Source organism: Streptomyces sp. NPDC101776, from assembly GCF_044766845.1.
Lineage (GTDB): Bacteria > Actinomycetota > Actinomycetes > Streptomycetales > Streptomycetaceae > Streptomyces.
Genome location: NZ_JBIWMV010000029.1, coordinates 97,833 through 112,891, shown reverse-complemented (window position 1 = coordinate 112,891; position 15,059 = coordinate 97,833). Strand labels below are relative to the sequence as shown.

15 protein-coding genes are annotated in these 15,059 nt (G+C 68.4%); 6 read left to right on the top strand and 9 right to left on the bottom strand.

The genetic code is table 11. The annotated features are described in order from the left end of the window. Nucleotides 1-773 precede the first annotated feature (773 nt). The 3 genes from ACIRRY_RS47495 (at nt 774) to ACIRRY_RS47485 (ending at nt 4,706) form a co-directional block, all read left to right on the top strand. Nucleotides 774-1,418 (top strand): hypothetical protein, encoded by a 645-nt coding sequence (locus ACIRRY_RS47495; protein ID WP_403985920.1) that lies wholly within the window; start codon nt 774-776, stop codon nt 1,416-1,418. Then, on the top strand, nt 1,393-3,930 hold the full coding sequence (locus tag ACIRRY_RS47490) for a Helicase associated domain protein (protein WP_403985917.1): 2,538 nt from the start codon (nt 1,393-1,395) through the stop codon (nt 3,928-3,930). The genes ACIRRY_RS47495 and ACIRRY_RS47490 overlap by 26 nt, the downstream gene beginning before the upstream one ends. A 485-nt stretch (nt 3,931-4,415) precedes the next feature. Next, entirely contained in the window at nt 4,416-4,706 is a 291-nt protein-coding gene (locus tag ACIRRY_RS47485) for a hypothetical protein (protein ID WP_403985914.1), read from the top strand. Between the two features lie 86 nt (nt 4,707-4,792). On the opposite strand, the gene ACIRRY_RS47480 is transcribed toward ACIRRY_RS47485, so the two are convergent. From ACIRRY_RS47480 to ACIRRY_RS47460, 5 genes are all read right to left on the bottom strand, one after another. After that, nucleotides 4,793-5,362, bottom strand: a complete 570-nt coding sequence (locus ACIRRY_RS47480) for a hypothetical protein (protein WP_403985911.1) — start codon at nt 5,360-5,362, stop codon at nt 4,793-4,795. Between the two features lie 604 nt (nt 5,363-5,966). Next, nucleotides 5,967-6,191 (bottom strand): hypothetical protein, encoded by a 225-nt coding sequence (locus ACIRRY_RS47475; RefSeq protein ID WP_403985908.1) that lies wholly within the window; start codon nt 6,189-6,191, stop codon nt 5,967-5,969. 12 nt (nt 6,192-6,203) lie between these two features. Further along, on the bottom strand, nt 6,204-6,449 hold the full coding sequence (locus tag ACIRRY_RS47470) for a hypothetical protein (RefSeq protein ID WP_403985905.1): 246 nt from the start codon (nt 6,447-6,449) through the stop codon (nt 6,204-6,206). A 316-nt stretch (nt 6,450-6,765) separates the two neighbouring features. Beyond that, the gene (locus ACIRRY_RS47465) at nt 6,766-7,098 is read right to left on the bottom strand and encodes a hypothetical protein (protein ID WP_403985902.1); all 333 of its coding nucleotides are present in this window, start codon (nt 7,096-7,098) and stop codon (nt 6,766-6,768) included. A gap of 128 nt (nt 7,099-7,226) precedes the next feature. After that, nucleotides 7,227-8,258: a YaaC family protein gene (locus ACIRRY_RS47460; protein WP_403985899.1), complete on the bottom strand. Its 1,032-nt coding sequence runs from the start codon at nt 8,256-8,258 to the stop codon at nt 7,227-7,229. A 184-nt stretch (nt 8,259-8,442) separates the two neighbouring features. On the opposite strand from ACIRRY_RS47460, the gene ACIRRY_RS47455 reads away from it, so the two are divergent. Further along, a complete protein-coding gene (locus ACIRRY_RS47455; protein WP_403985897.1) occupies nt 8,443-9,147 on the top strand; it encodes a hypothetical protein in 705 nt (234 codons plus the stop codon). Between the two features lie 235 nt (nt 9,148-9,382). After that, nucleotides 9,383-10,249: a DNA ligase gene (locus ACIRRY_RS47450; RefSeq protein WP_403985895.1), complete on the top strand. Its 867-nt coding sequence runs from the start codon at nt 9,383-9,385 to the stop codon at nt 10,247-10,249. Between the two features lie 9 nt (nt 10,250-10,258). On the opposite strand, the gene ACIRRY_RS47445 is transcribed toward ACIRRY_RS47450, so the two are convergent. From ACIRRY_RS47445 to ACIRRY_RS47430, 4 genes are all read right to left on the bottom strand, one after another. After that, entirely contained in the window at nt 10,259-10,855 is a 597-nt protein-coding gene (locus ACIRRY_RS47445) for a hypothetical protein (protein ID WP_403985893.1), read from the bottom strand. A gap of 87 nt (nt 10,856-10,942) precedes the next feature. After that, nucleotides 10,943-11,188: a DUF6207 family protein gene (locus ACIRRY_RS47440; protein WP_403985891.1), complete on the bottom strand. Its 246-nt coding sequence runs from the start codon at nt 11,186-11,188 to the stop codon at nt 10,943-10,945. 80 nt (nt 11,189-11,268) lie between these two features. Further along, on the bottom strand, nt 11,269-11,574 hold the full coding sequence (locus ACIRRY_RS47435) for a hypothetical protein (RefSeq protein ID WP_403985889.1): 306 nt from the start codon (nt 11,572-11,574) through the stop codon (nt 11,269-11,271). Beyond that, nucleotides 11,571-12,368 (bottom strand): 2'-5' RNA ligase family protein, encoded by a 798-nt coding sequence (locus ACIRRY_RS47430; protein WP_403985887.1) that lies wholly within the window; start codon nt 12,366-12,368, stop codon nt 11,571-11,573. Before ACIRRY_RS47430 ends, ACIRRY_RS47435 begins: the two co-directional genes overlap by 4 nt. Nucleotides 12,369-12,805: 437 nt before the next feature. Here ACIRRY_RS47430 and ACIRRY_RS47425 point away from each other — a divergent pair, with 437 nt between their 5' ends. Then, on the top strand, nt 12,806-15,022 hold the full coding sequence (locus ACIRRY_RS47425) for a hypothetical protein (protein WP_403985885.1): 2,217 nt from the start codon (nt 12,806-12,808) through the stop codon (nt 15,020-15,022). Nucleotides 15,023-15,059: the final 37 nt, after the last annotated feature.

The following is a 15,059-nucleotide window of genomic DNA, read 5'->3' as shown; positions in this document are numbered from 1 at the left end:
CCCGCGAAGCGGGTCCCTACGGGCTGCGCCCGTAGACAGCGAACGGTTGCGCTGCGCGCAACCGTTGCGCTCCCGCTCCGCGTGAGCGCCAGCCGTGTCACTGCGTGACACGGCACCAACTCACGTGCTGCGCACGCGAGTTGAACGCGAGCCGCTGCGCGCCCCGCGCAGCGGCCGCAAGCGGCCGGCTCCGAGACCCCTCGGAACGGGGCCTCCGCTGCGCTCCAGCCCCCAACCCTCAGTCAGTAGTGGGCCGGTGAGAGGGAAAGCGGCAGCAAGGAAGGGGGGTGACGGATGGTCATGAGCAGGGTGTTCGAGTGGGTTGAGTCTCGTCCTCGTGACTGATCTCTGGGGTGACCATAGGGCAACACTAACAGGATCAAGTCACGTTCGGGAGACTTTTGGCGTTCCCTGTGCTTCAGTTTGAAGCAAGAGATAGACTCTGGACTCACAGGGCAGCACCGAGAGCGCGGCACCGGTCGATTCGGAAAGCGAAGAAGAAGCAATGGATTCGAATTCGCTGAGCTTCGGAATGCGCTTTGAAGCGCGCGAGGAAATCCACCGTAAAGTTATCGGAATGACGGTGCAGCAAATCCATGAGCGGTTGGTAGCTGCGGGTGGACTGGAGAGTCGAGAGGATCTGCCGAGGCCGCTCAGTGCGGAGGATCGGCTGGCGGCGGTCCGGAGGAACGAGCTGGGGCGTATCTGGAACCTGATGTCCAGCGGGGGGGGGGGGGGGGGGGGAGACCTACTCTCCCGAGAGCGATGCCGAGGTGCACCGCTGGCGCCAGGAGCTGGAAAGGCGTCAGGCGGGCGCGAGCAGTGCGGAGGGGCTGGCCCCGGAGCTGATCCGCTACCGGATCGTGGCGCAGCGGACCGATCCGGCGCACCCGGGGGCCGTCACGCTGACGCACTACGCGTATGCGGAGTCGGTGGAGGAGGCCGTGGCGAAGGTGCGTCAGGCGCACGAGAAGCCGGGCGGCGTGTACGGGGACCAGGGTCTGTACCGCGTGGTGGAGGTAGCGGAGGAAGGCGGGGACAGCGAGGTGCGGCAGCAGGAGGGAGCCCGCCGGCGGTACCTGACCACCATCCTGGAGAACGCCACCGCCACCGTGCGCGGCCGTGAGCTGGAAGACCCGGACGCGGACCAGGTCCGCCGCCTGGACGACTTCTTCACCCGCGCCATCACCTTCCCCGACCCGCACACCACCGGCGTGCATCCCCGGGCTCACCAGGCCACGTTCGGCTGGATCAGCGAGCAGCCGTCCAGTGAGCACGCCAGCGACCCCGGCCGCGCCCTGGCCCTGTTCCTCCTGGCCTACCTGGACCACTACGGCCTGTACCTGGAAGCCGCCCGTACCAGTGCGGAGAAAACCGCGTACGACACGAGGGATGAGGACGGCGAGAATGACCGCTAATCAGCGCGATGCGGCTCAGCGAGAGGCTATTGACGCTGTTCTCCGTGCCTTGAAATTGCCTGCAAGATCTCTTGTGCCGGAGCGGGGTCTGCGGACTCAGGTGATCATGGCGACCGGGTCGGGCAAGACCCGGGTCGCGGCGCGCAGCTCCGAGGAGCTCCGCGCGGGCCGTGTGCTGGTGCTCGTGCCCTCGTTGGATCTGCTCGTGCAGACCGAGTCGGCGTGGCGGGAGGCCGGCCGCCGGGGCCCGGCGATCGGTGTCTCGTCCTTGCGGGGTGAGGAGGCGCTCTTCCCCAACACCACGGACGTGGGCGAACTGGTCGACTGGGTACGGCCGTTGGACAAGGTCACGGTGTTCGCCACGTACGCCTCGCTCGGGCTGGGCACCCTGGAGCGCGCTCACGCCGCCGGCCTTCCTGCTTGGGACCTGATCGTCGTGGACGAAGCCCACCGCTGTTCCGGCCGGATCGGGAAGCCCTGGGCAGTCGCTCACGACAACCAGAAGATCCCGTCGCTGCGCAGGTTGTACATGACGGCCACGCCCCGGGTGTGGCAGCTGGACGAGGACTCCGAGGGCGCACCGGGCGAGCTGGTCGCGTCGATGGAGAACGACCCGGAGGGCCAGTTCGGTGCCCGCTGCTACACGCTGACGCTGTCGGAGGCGATCGACAGGGGGATCTGCGCGCCGTACCAGGTGGTGTGCGTGGACATCACCGACACTCAGCTCCAGGCCGCCCAGTTGCTCGGTGCCGAGGGGCGTTCGGACGAGGTCCGCGGGGCCCGGCTCGCCGCGCTCCAGACGGCGCTGCTGAAGGCGTCCTCGGAGGAGAACTTCAAGCGCACCCTGGTCTTCCACCATGTCGTCAAAGAAGCCGAGGCGTTCGCGGCGGGCCTCCCCCACGTCGCCGCGCAGCTGCACGCCGCCGACCCGAAGCTGTATCCGAAGGTGATCTGGGCGGACTGGCTGTGCGGGGAGCACAAGCCGCTGCACCGCCGGCGTCGGCTGGGTGAGTTCGCCGCCGGGATCGCTTCGGACGGCACGGTCGTGGAGAAGTGCTTCCTGTGCTCGGTGAAGGTGCTGGGCGAGGGCGTCGACACCAAGAACTGCGACTCCGTCTACTGGGCTGACGTCCGCGGCTCCATGCCCGACCTCGTCCAGGCCGTCGGGCGCGCGCTGCGGATGCAGCCCGGCGAGGGCAAGGTCGCCTCCCTCGTGGTGCCCGTGCTGCTCGGGCCGGGCGAGACGGCCGACAGCATGCTGACCAGCCGGGCGTTCGGCGGGCTGGCGAAGCTCCTGGAGGCGCTCAGGGCGCACGACGCCCGGGTGGTGGAGCAACTCGCTGAGCAGCAGGCCCCGAGCGCCTACAAGCCCGCCTCGAAGGCCGCGCAGGACCAGGAGGGCCGGGGTGAGGGGAAGGCGTCCGGGGGTCCGTCGGCGCCCGCCCGGCGACTGCTGAAGTTCAGCACGCCGCGTGATCCGGCGCAGCTGGCCGCGTTCATCAACCTGCGGGTCCTCAACCCCGAGCACGAGCACTGGCGGCGCGGCGTGGAGGCCGCCGTCATCTACGCCCGCGAGCACGGCGACCTGAAGGTCCCCTTCACGTTCCGCGTGCCGGCCGTCGACGACCAGGACGCGGAAGCCGAGAGGTGGCCGGCCTCGCTCGCGAACTTCCCGCTCGGGCAGTGGATCGCCGACAACCGGCGCTTCTACGCCCGCGGCGACATGGACACCGACCGCATCGAGCAGCTGGAGAAGCTCGGCATGGTGTGGTCGCACTACGACGTCGCGTGGGAGGAGGGCCTGTCCGCCGCCCGCGGCTGGGCTGAGGAGAACGGGCACCTTCTGGCCCCGCTGGACGCCACCTTCCAAGGCGCGAAGGTGGGCATCTGGCTGAAGAACGCGCGGGCCGCCACGCGGAAGGCGATCGAGATCGAGCAGCGGCGTGCCGAGGGGCTCCCGGTCGGGTCGTTGGCCGGCGCTCTGTCCGACGAACGGCGCGAGCAGCTGGAGGACATCGACGCGTCGTGGTGCCCCACGTGGCCCGTGGAGTGGCAGCGGGCGTTCCACCTCACCCGCCAGCACCTGGACGGCGGCGGCGTGCTGCCGACCGAGCCGGGTGTGGTCGTGCGCCAGGGCGAGGACCTCGGCCGCTGGGTGCGTGCCCAGCGGCTCGGCTTCGACCAGCTCACCGCCGTACAGCAGTGGATGTGCGAGCAAGTCCTCGGGATCGAACCCGCCACCGAGGACGAGAAGCCGAAGCCACGCCGAACCCAGGCCGATAAATGGACCCTCAACTTCCTCGCCGCCAAGCAGTTCTACGAACGCGAGGGGCACCTGCGGGTGCCGCGCAAGCATGTGGAGACCATCGTCGTCACCAGTGACAACGGCATCGACCAGGAGCAGCGGGAGCTCCGGCTCGGTGCATGGATCGGCAACCAGCGCTCGCGCGCGGCGACGCTGTCGCCGGAGCGGGTGGAAGAGCTGTCCGCCATCGGGATGCGGTGGGCGTAGACCGCAGCGTCACATCGGCCCGCGGTTCCCCCATAACTTCTCTGTAAGCCAAGAACGTGAAGTCACCGACTCCCTGACAGTTCCTCAGGGGGTGTGAGGCCCGGACCAGGTGGTCCGGGCCTTCGCAATGTCTCGCGAATTCTCCGGTCGGGCTGCTGTCCATGGCTCTTGCCGCAGCTCAAGGGGTGAAGTCGCCGATTTTCGCGAGCCCGCGACACAAGCACCGAGCCCCGGTCACTGTGCTGCCCGCCCGGCACCAACGCGAACGAGAGGAACCGCTGATGACCACTCACCAGACAGCCGGGGGAACGGACATGCCGATCGTCGCTAGGCTGGAGATGCCACCCTGGGCACGAGCCGAGGCTCCACAGGGACGCTCTCAGGCAGAGAGCCGCAGGAACGCCGACCGCGAGGCGCACGCCCACGCGGACGACACCACGCAGGTGTCCGCGATCCCCGTTCTCCCCGCCCAGAGGAGTCCCACCATGCCCCGGGACACTGATCCCGAGCTGCCCGCGCAGCCCTCCCCCGACCACCAAGCCGCCATACCTGCCGGCCCGAACCGGTCGCAGCGCCTGGCCCGGCGTCTGCGCATCATCACCGCCCGCACCAGGGCCATCGTCTGGAAGCTGGTGAAACTGTCCGTGGAGGAGTTCGTCAAGGGCTTCGCCAACAAGGCCGGCGCCACCACCGCGCTCGTCCTGGGTGCGGTCGGCGTCGCCTTTGTGCTGGGCATCGACCCAGCCGACGCCGTGCGCCGCGTACTCGGCATGTGACTGGCCCTGCTGCCCGGAGCAACGCGCCGCACGCTATCTCCGGGTAGCAGGGCCCGGCCATGCGTACAGCGGTCGAAGAGGGCCGATCAGAAGGGCGGTTCGTCCGAATAGCCACGTGTCTGCTGTGAGAGCTGAGGAGGGGTTCCAGTCGCCCAGGGGTCGTCCTGCTTCGGCTGCGAGGGGGCATTCCCCCAGCCCCCGGTCGACGCGGGTGGGGTGCCGCCCCATCCTCCGGAAGTCGGGAGTGCGGACACTGCGGGCGGGACCGTGGGTGCTTCGCCTGGTTCGAGCCCGTCGATGTCGTCGTTCCACAGCCTGCGCAGGTACTCACGGCAGGTCTCTGGGTTGTCTTCCTCGTACTGGTCGTCCGGCTCCGGCCAACGGCGGTCGTCGGGGGCGCGGGCCTGCAGTTCGCACAGAGCGCGCACAAGGGCATCGACTACAGCCCATTGGCTCGTGGTCTGCCCGGTGAGCAGGCGCCGGATGGTTTCTCGGCTCACCTTGTGCGGGTTCGGCATTTTCTGGGTGAGCGTCTCGATGTGCGGGAGCGGCGGCCGCCCAGCCTCGCGGTAGTAGACGTAGAGCTCGGCAACAAGTTCCCTCTTGGGGCCCGGTGGCAGGACGTCCTTGCCAGGCATCCGCAGCATTCGTGGCATCCGCCAACTCTGCCATGGTCAGGCCCAGTTAGACACAGGAACCCTCATTTGAACTTGGCATCACACCATGGGAAACCCCAAGTGACCTCACTCTGACTGCTCTTCAGCACAGTTGAGCACGTGTCAGCCACTCGTAGACCGCTTTCAGCCCAGGGAAACCCCTTTCAACAAAGAGCTGTTTTCGCTGGTCAGGGGCTATTTCGAGGTGCTTTTGTTGAGCCTGTTCACTCCAGAACCGAGACGCGTCTCAAGGAGTGGACAACGGCAAGGCCGGCACCGGAAAACGGCGACGGCCCCCTGGGGCACAGGGAGCCGTCTGCAGAAGACCGAACGTCCCCGACGAAGGAGAAGCTCATGTCCACGCCCGAGACTAGGGGCAACAGCCCAGACCCGGAACCCCTCCCAACGCCGGAAGGTGCGTCATCGCAGACCCGGTGGGCCAAACGTGCCCGGCGGCTCCGCAACGAGGCCGGCCTGTATCTGATCCGAGGGGCCGCAACCGCGGTCGGCGGCGCCGTCGTGGCGTACAGCGGCCTCTGGATCCAGTCACGCTGACAACCGACAGAGGGGCCGGGCAGGGTGATCCTGTCCCGCCTCGCTGTCGTCAGCCGAAGTCGAGCGCCTCCTGTGCGAAGTCGGCCGGGACCAGGCGGGGCAGGGACGGTGGTGCCCCGCCCTGGCATGCGGCCTGCCAGCGCTGGGTCAGCTCGTCCTTCCATCCCTTGGGCGGGGGCCACGGGACGCCCCAGGCGGCAAGCTGGTCGCGCTTCCATCCGCCGGCTGGCGTGCGGGCGGCTTCGATCTCTTCGGGGGAGGGCAGGCTGGGCACGTCTACCAGCACCTATTGGACCGGAGACGGGACGGCGCGATCAACGACATCGTCCGCGCGGATCTTGCCCGAGACGTAGGCGATCCGTGCTGCCTCGATCAAGGGGCGAACTCGCGCTTGAGTCGTCTCGGTTGCTTCCGTGCTGAGGATCTCGGTCGCCTGCATGAGCTTCTCAACAGCCGGCACCAGCGCGCTCAACAGCGCCTGCATCTCTTCGATCCGGTCGTGATCCGAGATCTTTTCACCCTGTCTGGCCATGGACGCATGGTACGGCCCCAGCATGGCCGGTTCCGGCTTCATGCCTCGTCAGCCGACGGTCAGTTCGTGTGCTCGGAGGGCGTGACCAGGTGTGCCGCCGCCAGGGCCGTCCGAATCTTGGCGGCTTGCTGGGTCCTCGATCGGCGACGTTCTGAGCGTGGCGGACGATGTCATCGTCCCTGGCGTCGTCGTCGACCAGCGGGCCGTGTTCGCGGTCGGTGCCGAGCGTGTGGGCGCCCCAGGCGTGGAAGAGGATGTCGTCCATGTCGTTCATCGCACCGGCGACCGCTTCCAGGATCTCGTTGCGCTCGCGGTATCAGTCACTGGGGAGGTCCGTGAGCGGCCCATACGTGGCGGCCAGAGCCTGCCACGACACCGGCTTGCTCTTCTCTTCGAAGGGCAGCCGCAGTTTGTAGCCGCGCAGCTGCCACTCGCCCTTGTGCGGGCCGTCGCTGGTGAGGCGGATCCAGAGGTCACCCTCGCCGTCCACGACGAACGCCTGCCAGTCCCAGTAGCCATCTGCGGGCGCGGTGTCATCGGGTCCCCAGGTCGTGCGGTCGGGATGTTCGGAGCGCCGGGCCTGGGTGATGGTGAGCTGCGCGGCGCGGTCGCCGGACCGGTCGGTGGCAAGAGTGGGGAGCTGAATCATGCCCCCATCCTTTCGCGGTCCAGGGCAGTGTCGTCGTCTCTTCCTCACGTTCGGTGCCCGGCTGAGGCGTTCAGCGTGATCAGCGTGTGGGAGGCCCCAGGTACCCCTGGGGCCTCGTGCTGGGCGGTCTAGGTGCTCACCTCTGTGATGGTGTCCGCGATCAGGACGGGCAGGTGGTTGATCGCACGTTCCAGGAGTCGCTCGATCGGGACCGCGTGCGGGCTGCTGTCGACGTTGATGTGCTTGCCCCAGACTGCGGGCTCGTAGCGGGCGAGCATGGACAGCGTGTACAGCACGGCCCACCAGGCCATCAGGGGGTGTAGATCCCGCTTCATCGAGCCCAGGACCGGCAGGAAGTACCGGTCCCCGGCGTAGCCGCGGGTCAGGGTTCGCAGGTGCGCCTGCCGTTCGGCCATGGTCGCCATCCCGTTGAACCCCGTGCCCACGCCCTCGGGCATCATCCAGTTCATGGACAGCTGGCCCCCGCCGTGGTCGTAACGGACGTAGAACGGAAGCGCCGCCTCTCCCACATTCCTGTAGCTCTCGTGCTGGGCGACAGCCGGGTAGGCGGTCAGAAGGTCGGCCAGCGCCTCACGAGTGCCGGCCTTGACGACCCGGTCCGGGATGTTGCACACGAAGACGCTGAGCAGGGAGTGGTCGCCTTCGTCGACGCTGCCCTCGCTTGTGTAGAGCGGGGTGAGCCGGTCCCTGGTGGTGAGCGGGTGGCGGAGGTTCGTCGGCAGCAGGTCCCAGATGTCTTCCAGGCGCATCGGGTCCTTCTCCCACACGGGTGAGTCGAGGACCTCGCTGACCTTCACGAAACTGCCCTGGGTGCCAAGCGGGTCGGTGCGGATCTCGATGTTGGGGAAGGCCAGATGGAACCCCGTGGTCTTGATCCCGTGGGCCTTGAGGCGCCAGTCCTCGCCCTCAAGGGATCGGGCGGCGGCCGTGATGGCGCGGCCGGCCTGGCTGAGACCGTAGAAGGCCAGGATCGGGCTCGTGGCCGGGCCCACGACGGCGGCGGCGCGGAACAGCTGCTGAGCCTGCTCCAGGGACGCCGTGTACGTCTTGCAGCGAGCGGCGTTATCGGCCCTGACCGGTGGATCGGAGCGGCTGGCCCGCAGCCGTTCCCACGCCTCATCGGCATCGAGATCGTTCATGGCCGGGACGCTACCCGCTGTCGAGTTGACGCCGCTGGGTGATTTTTTCCCTCGTGTACGCGTGCACGGATCTAGTCGCAAGAGTCCAACTTGCCTTGTTTTCTTGGCTCTTGACAGCTTTTCAGGTGTTCTGTCACGGTCTTGTTCGCCCGCTCCGGGCGGACCACGAGAGATGGAGATCCCCATGGCACGACTGACCGAGTACGACGACGCCCAGGCGGCGAAGCGCCTGCGCGTCCCCGTCGCCGCCTTCCGGTGGGCGCGACACACCGGCCTCGTCCCGGCCCCGGACGTCTCCTCCTGGCAGTGGTCGCGGGCCGCCGTGGAGGCGATGGACGCGGACGCGATCCGGGCCGCGCTCCCCCACGAGCCGATCCCCGCCGCCGTGGCTGCGGACCACATCGCCCAGGCCCTGGGCACACCGAACGTGCCCGGCGAACCGCCGGTCGTGAGTGCCTTCGCGGTGCGCCGACTCATCGCCGCTGGGCTGCTGGCCGACCTGACAGCGAACCCGGAGGCCGTGCTAATCAACCCCGACCAGGTGACGGAGGTCTGCGGCATCGAGGGCCTGGCGCAGCGGCTCGCCGCCGAAGCGCCGCTCGGGCCGGACCAGGCCGCTGCCCGGCTGGGCGTGAGGAGGGTCGACTTCGACTACATGCGGGAGCTGTTGTGGGTGCGTCCGGCGGAACGGCGTGAGGTGCGTTTCGGCACGTCACGAGCCGGGGCCGTGATGGTCCCGCTGTTCACCACGGCGTCCGTCGACGCCCTGCCCGACGCTCACCCCGAGGTCGACTGGGAGCAGCTGCGCAGCGTCGGGAAAGGCCGGCGCTCCCCGCTCGCCGCCCTGGTGAAGGCCAAGCAGCAGGAGAAGGAGGCCGCCGCGGCGTGAGCGGGCGTCGCCCGTGTGGGTGATGACAGCCGGGCGGTTCGGCGAGACGCTCAGCAGAAAGTCGAGAACACCCAAGACCACTTCAGGGCCCGGTCGCGCTGCGCGGCCGGGCTCGCGCCGTGCGGCGCGGCTGTTCCGCAGCAGCCGTGCCGCCGGGCCGCCTGCTGGCCGTGCGGGAGTGCGCCAGCAGGCGGCCGGTGTCCCACAGGTGCAGGCTGATGGGGTGGAGTGGCCCGTGGACGTCGCCCTCGCGCGGCCCGTGACGCAGCTGCCGACAGGCCCGTCGTGGGCGTACGAAATCAAGGTCGACGGCCACCGGACCGTGCTGTGGCGAACCGAGGACGGCGTCCGGCTCCAGTCGAGGACCGGCCGCGACGTCACCGCGCTCTGGATGGACCTGGCCGTGGCCGCCATGCGCCTGCCGCCCGGCGCGATCCTGGACGGCGAGGCCGTGGTGTACATCGCCGACGACAACGGCACCGCGCACATCAGCTTCGCCTCGGCGCAGTCCCGCGCGCTCTCCCACCCCCGCCGCGCGAGGGAGCTCGCCGACCAACACCCCGCGACGTACGTCGCGTTCGACGTCCTCGCCCATCCTGCTGCGGGCCTACCCGACCTGCGGCCGCATCCGTACGCGGAACGGCGCCAGGTCCTCCTGGACGTGCTCGCCGACGTCGGCCCGCCGATCGAGCCGGTGTGGTCGACCACCGACCGGGACGAGGCCCTGCTCTGGTACACGACGCTCGAAGGGACGGGCGTGGAGGGAATCGTGGCGAAGCCGCTGCGGTCGGCGTACAAGGCGGGCCGGGTGTGGTCGAAGGTGAGGCACGCGGACACCGTCGACGTCGCCGTGGTCGGCTTCACCGGCACGGCCCGGCATCCGAAGGCGCTCGCCGTACGGCTGCCCGGCGGACGAGTCGCGCTGTCCCAGAGGTTGACCACGGCGCTCGCCTCCGTCGTCGGCCCGCGCCTGGTCCCCCAGGCCGGGCAGGCGTCCACGAAGGCCGGCGACTCCTACACGCCCGCCGTCGACGACCCGGTGGTGGAGGTCGTGGCGGGCACCACCCGGCATGCAGTCGTCACCGTTGTCCGCCTGCGCTGACCTTCTTGCTCAGCTCAGCGTTGGCACGTAGAGGCCAGCCACCTTCGCGATCTGCACCACGTCCATCGTCTGCTGGAGAGCCGACGGCTTCCAACCCGTCGCTTCCTGGATGAAGCCCGCCCTGTGCCGAGCTGTCTCGTTCCATCCCTGGTCCAGTACGGGAAGGCGCATCCAGTTCAACCGCTCTCCGGTGTCGGCGTTCACGGGGTGCGTGTAGTGGGTGAGGAAGTCCTCGTTCGGCACGTCACCGAACAGTTTCACGAGCTCAGGGGCCGCTGGCGTTGTCCTGGCATATGGCGCTCGTTCGAAGATGCCAGTGAGCATGGGCTGGGCAACGGTCCAGTCGATGAGCACCTCGCCCTGCCGGTACAGGGACGGCCACTCCTGGTGGTACTGGTTCGCGTACTTGTCGGCCCATAACCGCCACAGCTCACCAGCGCTGATTTCGTCGGGCAGGTAGTCGTCGCTGATGGCCGCTCCGTTCGGCTCGGCATACAGGACGAGTTCTTCAGTGTGCTCAAAGCCGTTACTACGAGCGGAGAACGTCCACTTCGTGCCGGGCGAGTAGGTGCTCACGGTCTTCACGCGACTGCTGTCGTATGGCATGCCAGCAGTCTTCCGGTGCGCGAGGTGCGTCGGGCCGGATTCGGTCGAACGGACCGTGAAAGAGTCCCCCGGACGAGAGAAGCGGGATCAGCCTGCGCCCCGCGACAAGACTGCTTCCCTTGGCACGGCCAGGCTGATCGACTGCCGCAGGTCCAGGTAACAGCGCAGCCGTACGCCGGGTTCCCCCGGGTCCCGCGTCGTGTGCAGCGCGGGTGCGGTCGCCCACCGGTCGGTGAGGAGCTGCTGGAAGGCAAGCGCGGTTTCGTCGGCGGCCGCGACGTCGACGACGACCAGGCCCGGCCTGCTGACGTGTACCTCGCTGATCGGATCCATGTAGGGCACCACGCCCGGCTGCCGGAAAGAGTTCCGTACGTGGGGTCTCTTCACCCGACCGAGGTGTGCCGAGGACGCCGTCAGGGTGAGCCGGCCACCACCAGTGCTCCGTCTGCGTCCCTCCGGACGTCGCGGACTTGCAAGTGTCCAGACGAGTAGAGGAGCGCGCCCCCGCCGTAGAGGCGGTAGTGGAGCCACGTGGCGCGTTCGAGGTCGCGCCGCTGCTGGGGGTCGCCGTCGGGAAGGACGAGTTCGGCGAACCCGGCGCCGTCGCGCAGCACTCCCCGGGACGTGATCTTTCCGGTGATGGTCACTACGAGTGTGTCGGCGGTGAGCTGGACGGTGTCGCCGTGGACCGGGGTGTAGCCAGGGAATCCATCGCTCATGCTGCAGCTCCGGCGAGAGGGATTTCGGCGACCGGGTCCCATATGAGCTGTGCGCCGTCGTGCCACTGCTCCACGAGGTGCAGCCGGTCGACGATCAGGGTCTGAGACACCGGATGCTCGATGTCGGCCAGTTCGGCCCGCAGGCCGACCGGGTCGACGTCCTGGGCACCGTCTGCGGTGTAGGCGACGGAGACATGGGGGTAGCGGCTCGGAGCGGGCTTGAAAGGAACTCCGGTGCGGATCGCCGCCTGGGTGACGGCGTCCACGATCTCGGTGAAGGGACGGCCCGGCCATCCGCTGATCTCAACAGCGACGGCGGCCACGGCGGGCCGGTCGAAGGTCAGGACGAACGGATGCCGTGTCCGCGCGTAGTCGGCGACGTCCTCGATGAGCGCGTCCGTGTTGACGTCGGCGGCGCCCAGGCCGACGGCGTGCAGGACCGTGCAGTGGAGACGCCCTGCCGGCACGCTCCACAGTCCCGGCCGGTCGAATGCCTTGTATGTGTGAACGATCACGTAATTCACGTGACGCGGAACCCACCCCACCTGGGGAATTTCATGATCGCTCACACGGACCGGCCGGCACTGAACGTGGTAGCGATCCACCAGTTCCTCGGCGCTGGACTGGCCCGCGTACGTCGACACCGACCGAAGCGTCGCGGGCGCGTTAGGGGGGAAGTTTCCCAGGTCCTTCAGGAGCGTGTAGAACAGCGTCCGCGAGGTCGGGGCCTTGCGCAGGACGCTGACCTCGATGTGGCGCAGCTGCAGGCAGTCGCCGGTCGTGATGTCCCGCACGCCACTGATGTCGTGGGTGGCCGATCGCGTCGGCGTGCTGGCCAGCCCCTGCGGGGCGCACCAGTCTTCGCAGTCGAGCGATTCGGGGGTCCGAAGCAGGGCTCGAGTGTGTCCCGCCCGCGTGCTGACCCAAGCCTCTCCGGTCGAATCGCCTCGCTGGCCAACTCAGTCAGGTCTTCTTCCACCTGCGGCCGGTGCTCGATGTGCTCGAGCCGGCGCTTCACGGCCGTGCGGGCCGCCTCATGGGCCGGTCCAGCTTCCTTGAGGGCGCACCAGGACGGGGCTCGAACGAGGCGCACCAGTGGGTGCGGTCGGGCGTGTTGGACACTGTCGGGCCAAAGCGCACGTCTGTGACCTTCTGACCCGTTTCTGTATCTGCGGCAGCCGTCGGCTGGCACGCTGGTCGCGTCGTCCGCTCCCCTGCTGAAGGGTCAGTTGTGCTGCACATCCCCAACGAGGACGCCAGGTTCATCCGGGAGACCTGCGGACCCGAGATCATCGACGTGCTGGAAGAGCAGGCCGCCGAGCACGCCTGGACGGACCTGTACCTGCATCGGCCCGAGTGGACCGCACAGGGCCGCAGCTACACCGACGCTGTCCTGTTGGCGGTCGAAGTCGCACCGCCTGCACAGCAGATCATCCTCAAGATCGTTCCCGCAGGCGCAGCCGGACGTGAGCCCGCTGCTGCCGCGGCTGCCGCTGAGGCTGTCGAAACTTTCACCGACCTGCATCTGGTCAAGCAGCCGTTCGATCCCGTGCCGCTGCCGGACGGCAGGACGCTGATGTTCCAGAAGGTCGCCGGCGACAGCCTGCGGAGCACGACGACTGTTGGAGGCCTTGACGGGCAACACAGGGCGCGGGTGGTCGAGCATCTGATCCGGGGGCTGTTGTCGTGCTGGAATGCCGAAGTCCTCAAGCTGGCTGTCCCCGAGCCTGTGAAGGTCTCTGCCTTCCTGCGCGAGGAGTTGAACGGCGTGTGGCAGGGCGACGGCTCGCTTCAGGCGTGGGGAAGGTCTCTGGGCGTTCTCGATCCCGCGCCCCCGTGGCTGTACAGCGACGGTATGCGGCTGCCCAATCCGTATCTGATGGTCAAGGGCGGGCCGGCCCTGCCGGATCCCGAACTGCGTGTGCTGCGCGGTCTGGGTCACGGCGACCTGCATCTGGACAACATCCTCGTGCCCCAGATGGAGGGGACAGTACAGGCCGAGGCGTACCGTCTTATCGATCTGTGCACGTTCAGCGCCCGGGCTGACCTTGGCGGGGACGCTGCGACGGTGCTGCTGTCCGCGCTGATTCCCTTCGTCGAGCACGAGCTGCCGCCAGATCAGCGGCACGCTCTGCTCCGTTTCATCGTGGCCCCGCACGCTACCCACGGCGCCTACATCGTGCCGCGTGCAAAGACGCTGGTGCAGGCGGTGACGGTGACCGCCCAGCGGGAGATGAGCCACTGGCGGGACTCGTGGGACGCGCAGTTCCTGCTCTCGCTGATGGCGCGCGCTCTGATGTTCACGACGTACACGGGAATCGGTGTGGCGGGCCGCGGATGGCTCGTGCGGCTTGCCGCACATGCCGGGGGCGAGCTCCTGGCGCGGACGGCGAGGCGTCAGGGCGGGCAAGCGTGGCCCCCGCCTCTGGAGCCGGGAAGGGACTCCTTCACGACGACGCAGTTCAGTGCCGTTGGCGTGGCGGGGAGCCGGGGTTCCGCCGGGTTTGTGCCTGACCAGGAACCGCAGCGGCGGCGCTGGGAGACGGACTCGGGGGTGCGGGACGAGCGGGCGGTGCTCGGATTCGGCCCGGATCACACGGTGGTGTTGGTCGACGGGCAAGGTCGCGTCCGGCGGTGGAGTGTGGGGGGAGATTCTCTGCCTGGGGCGGAGGGTCGTCCGGCTCGCATCAGGGTCGGCCATCAGGCATTGGTGTCTTCTCTGACGCACAGTCTGGTGACCGCCTGGCCAAAGGAACTGGAGATCCTGCGTTTTCCGCAGGATGCGGGGGTGTTCCGCTCGGATCCGGTCCATTTCGACGGCGGGGAGAATTTTCTGGTCACCAGTGGTGGTGACGTGTTCGCCACGCACGACAGGAAGTCGCTGACCGTTCGCAGTTTCGAGGACGGCTCGGTGGTGGAGCGCGTTCCCTGCCCTGCTTCGCTGGCGGCTAGCGCGGTGAGTCTCGACGCATCGGTGATCGCCTTGGCGCGCTCGCAGGAAGTGTTCATTCATCGCAGGGGCCGTCCGACGCTGCAACGGTCGATGGCCAACTCCATGCTCTACTTCCGGACCGGCCTGCTCAGGAAGTTTTCCTCGCTGGTGGGCCCGGGCTGTCAGCTGGCAGTCTCCCCCTCGGGCAGCCATGTCGGATGCGTGACCTTTGAGGAAGTACTGGTGTGGAGTACAGAGGATGGCAGGGAGGTGTACCGCCGCAAGCTGACGGACCGGGAGGCCCGTGAGGCATTGGGCGGGGAGGGTATGCGTCTGCTGTGCACCGAGACGGGCACGCTGTTCTGTCTCAAGCGGGGCCGGCTGTCCTGCCCGACCATCGACGGCGGGATCCAGTTGCGCCAGTCGGGCCGTTATGTCGACGTGGCCACCTCCCGTGATGGGAGGCTGATGGCGATGCTCGGCAGCGAAGGCCGGCTGGAGGTCTGGGATCTGTGACCTGGGCGGACCGCCATCTGCTGGCTATGGGCTGGGC

What these genes read in the sequence shown, in the direction of transcription:
- ACIRRY_RS47490 (WP_403985917.1), top strand. Translation starts at nt 1,393, where the DNA reads ATGAGGACGGCGAGAATGACCGCTAATCAGCGCGATGCGGCTCAGCGA.
- ACIRRY_RS47485 (WP_403985914.1), top strand. Translation starts at nt 4,416, where the DNA reads ATGCCCCGGGACACTGATCCCGAGCTGCCCGCGCAGCCCTCCCCCGAC.
- ACIRRY_RS47480 (WP_403985911.1), bottom strand. Translation starts at nt 5,362, where the DNA reads ATGCCACGAATGCTGCGGATGCCTGGCAAGGACGTCCTGCCACCGGGC.
- ACIRRY_RS47470 (WP_403985905.1), bottom strand. Translation starts at nt 6,449, where the DNA reads ATGGCCAGACAGGGTGAAAAGATCTCGGATCACGACCGGATCGAAGAG.
- ACIRRY_RS47465 (WP_403985902.1), bottom strand. Translation starts at nt 7,098, where the DNA reads ATGATTCAGCTCCCCACTCTTGCCACCGACCGGTCCGGCGACCGCGCC.
- ACIRRY_RS47460 (WP_403985899.1), bottom strand. Translation starts at nt 8,258, where the DNA reads ATGAACGATCTCGATGCCGATGAGGCGTGGGAACGGCTGCGGGCCAGC.
- ACIRRY_RS47455 (WP_403985897.1), top strand. Translation starts at nt 8,443, where the DNA reads ATGGCACGACTGACCGAGTACGACGACGCCCAGGCGGCGAAGCGCCTG.
- ACIRRY_RS47445 (WP_403985893.1), bottom strand. Translation starts at nt 10,855, where the DNA reads ATGCCATACGACAGCAGTCGCGTGAAGACCGTGAGCACCTACTCGCCC.
- ACIRRY_RS47440 (WP_403985891.1), bottom strand. Translation starts at nt 11,188, where the DNA reads ATGGATCCGATCAGCGAGGTACACGTCAGCAGGCCGGGCCTGGTCGTC.
- ACIRRY_RS47435 (WP_403985889.1), bottom strand. Translation starts at nt 11,574, where the DNA reads ATGAGCGATGGATTCCCTGGCTACACCCCGGTCCACGGCGACACCGTC.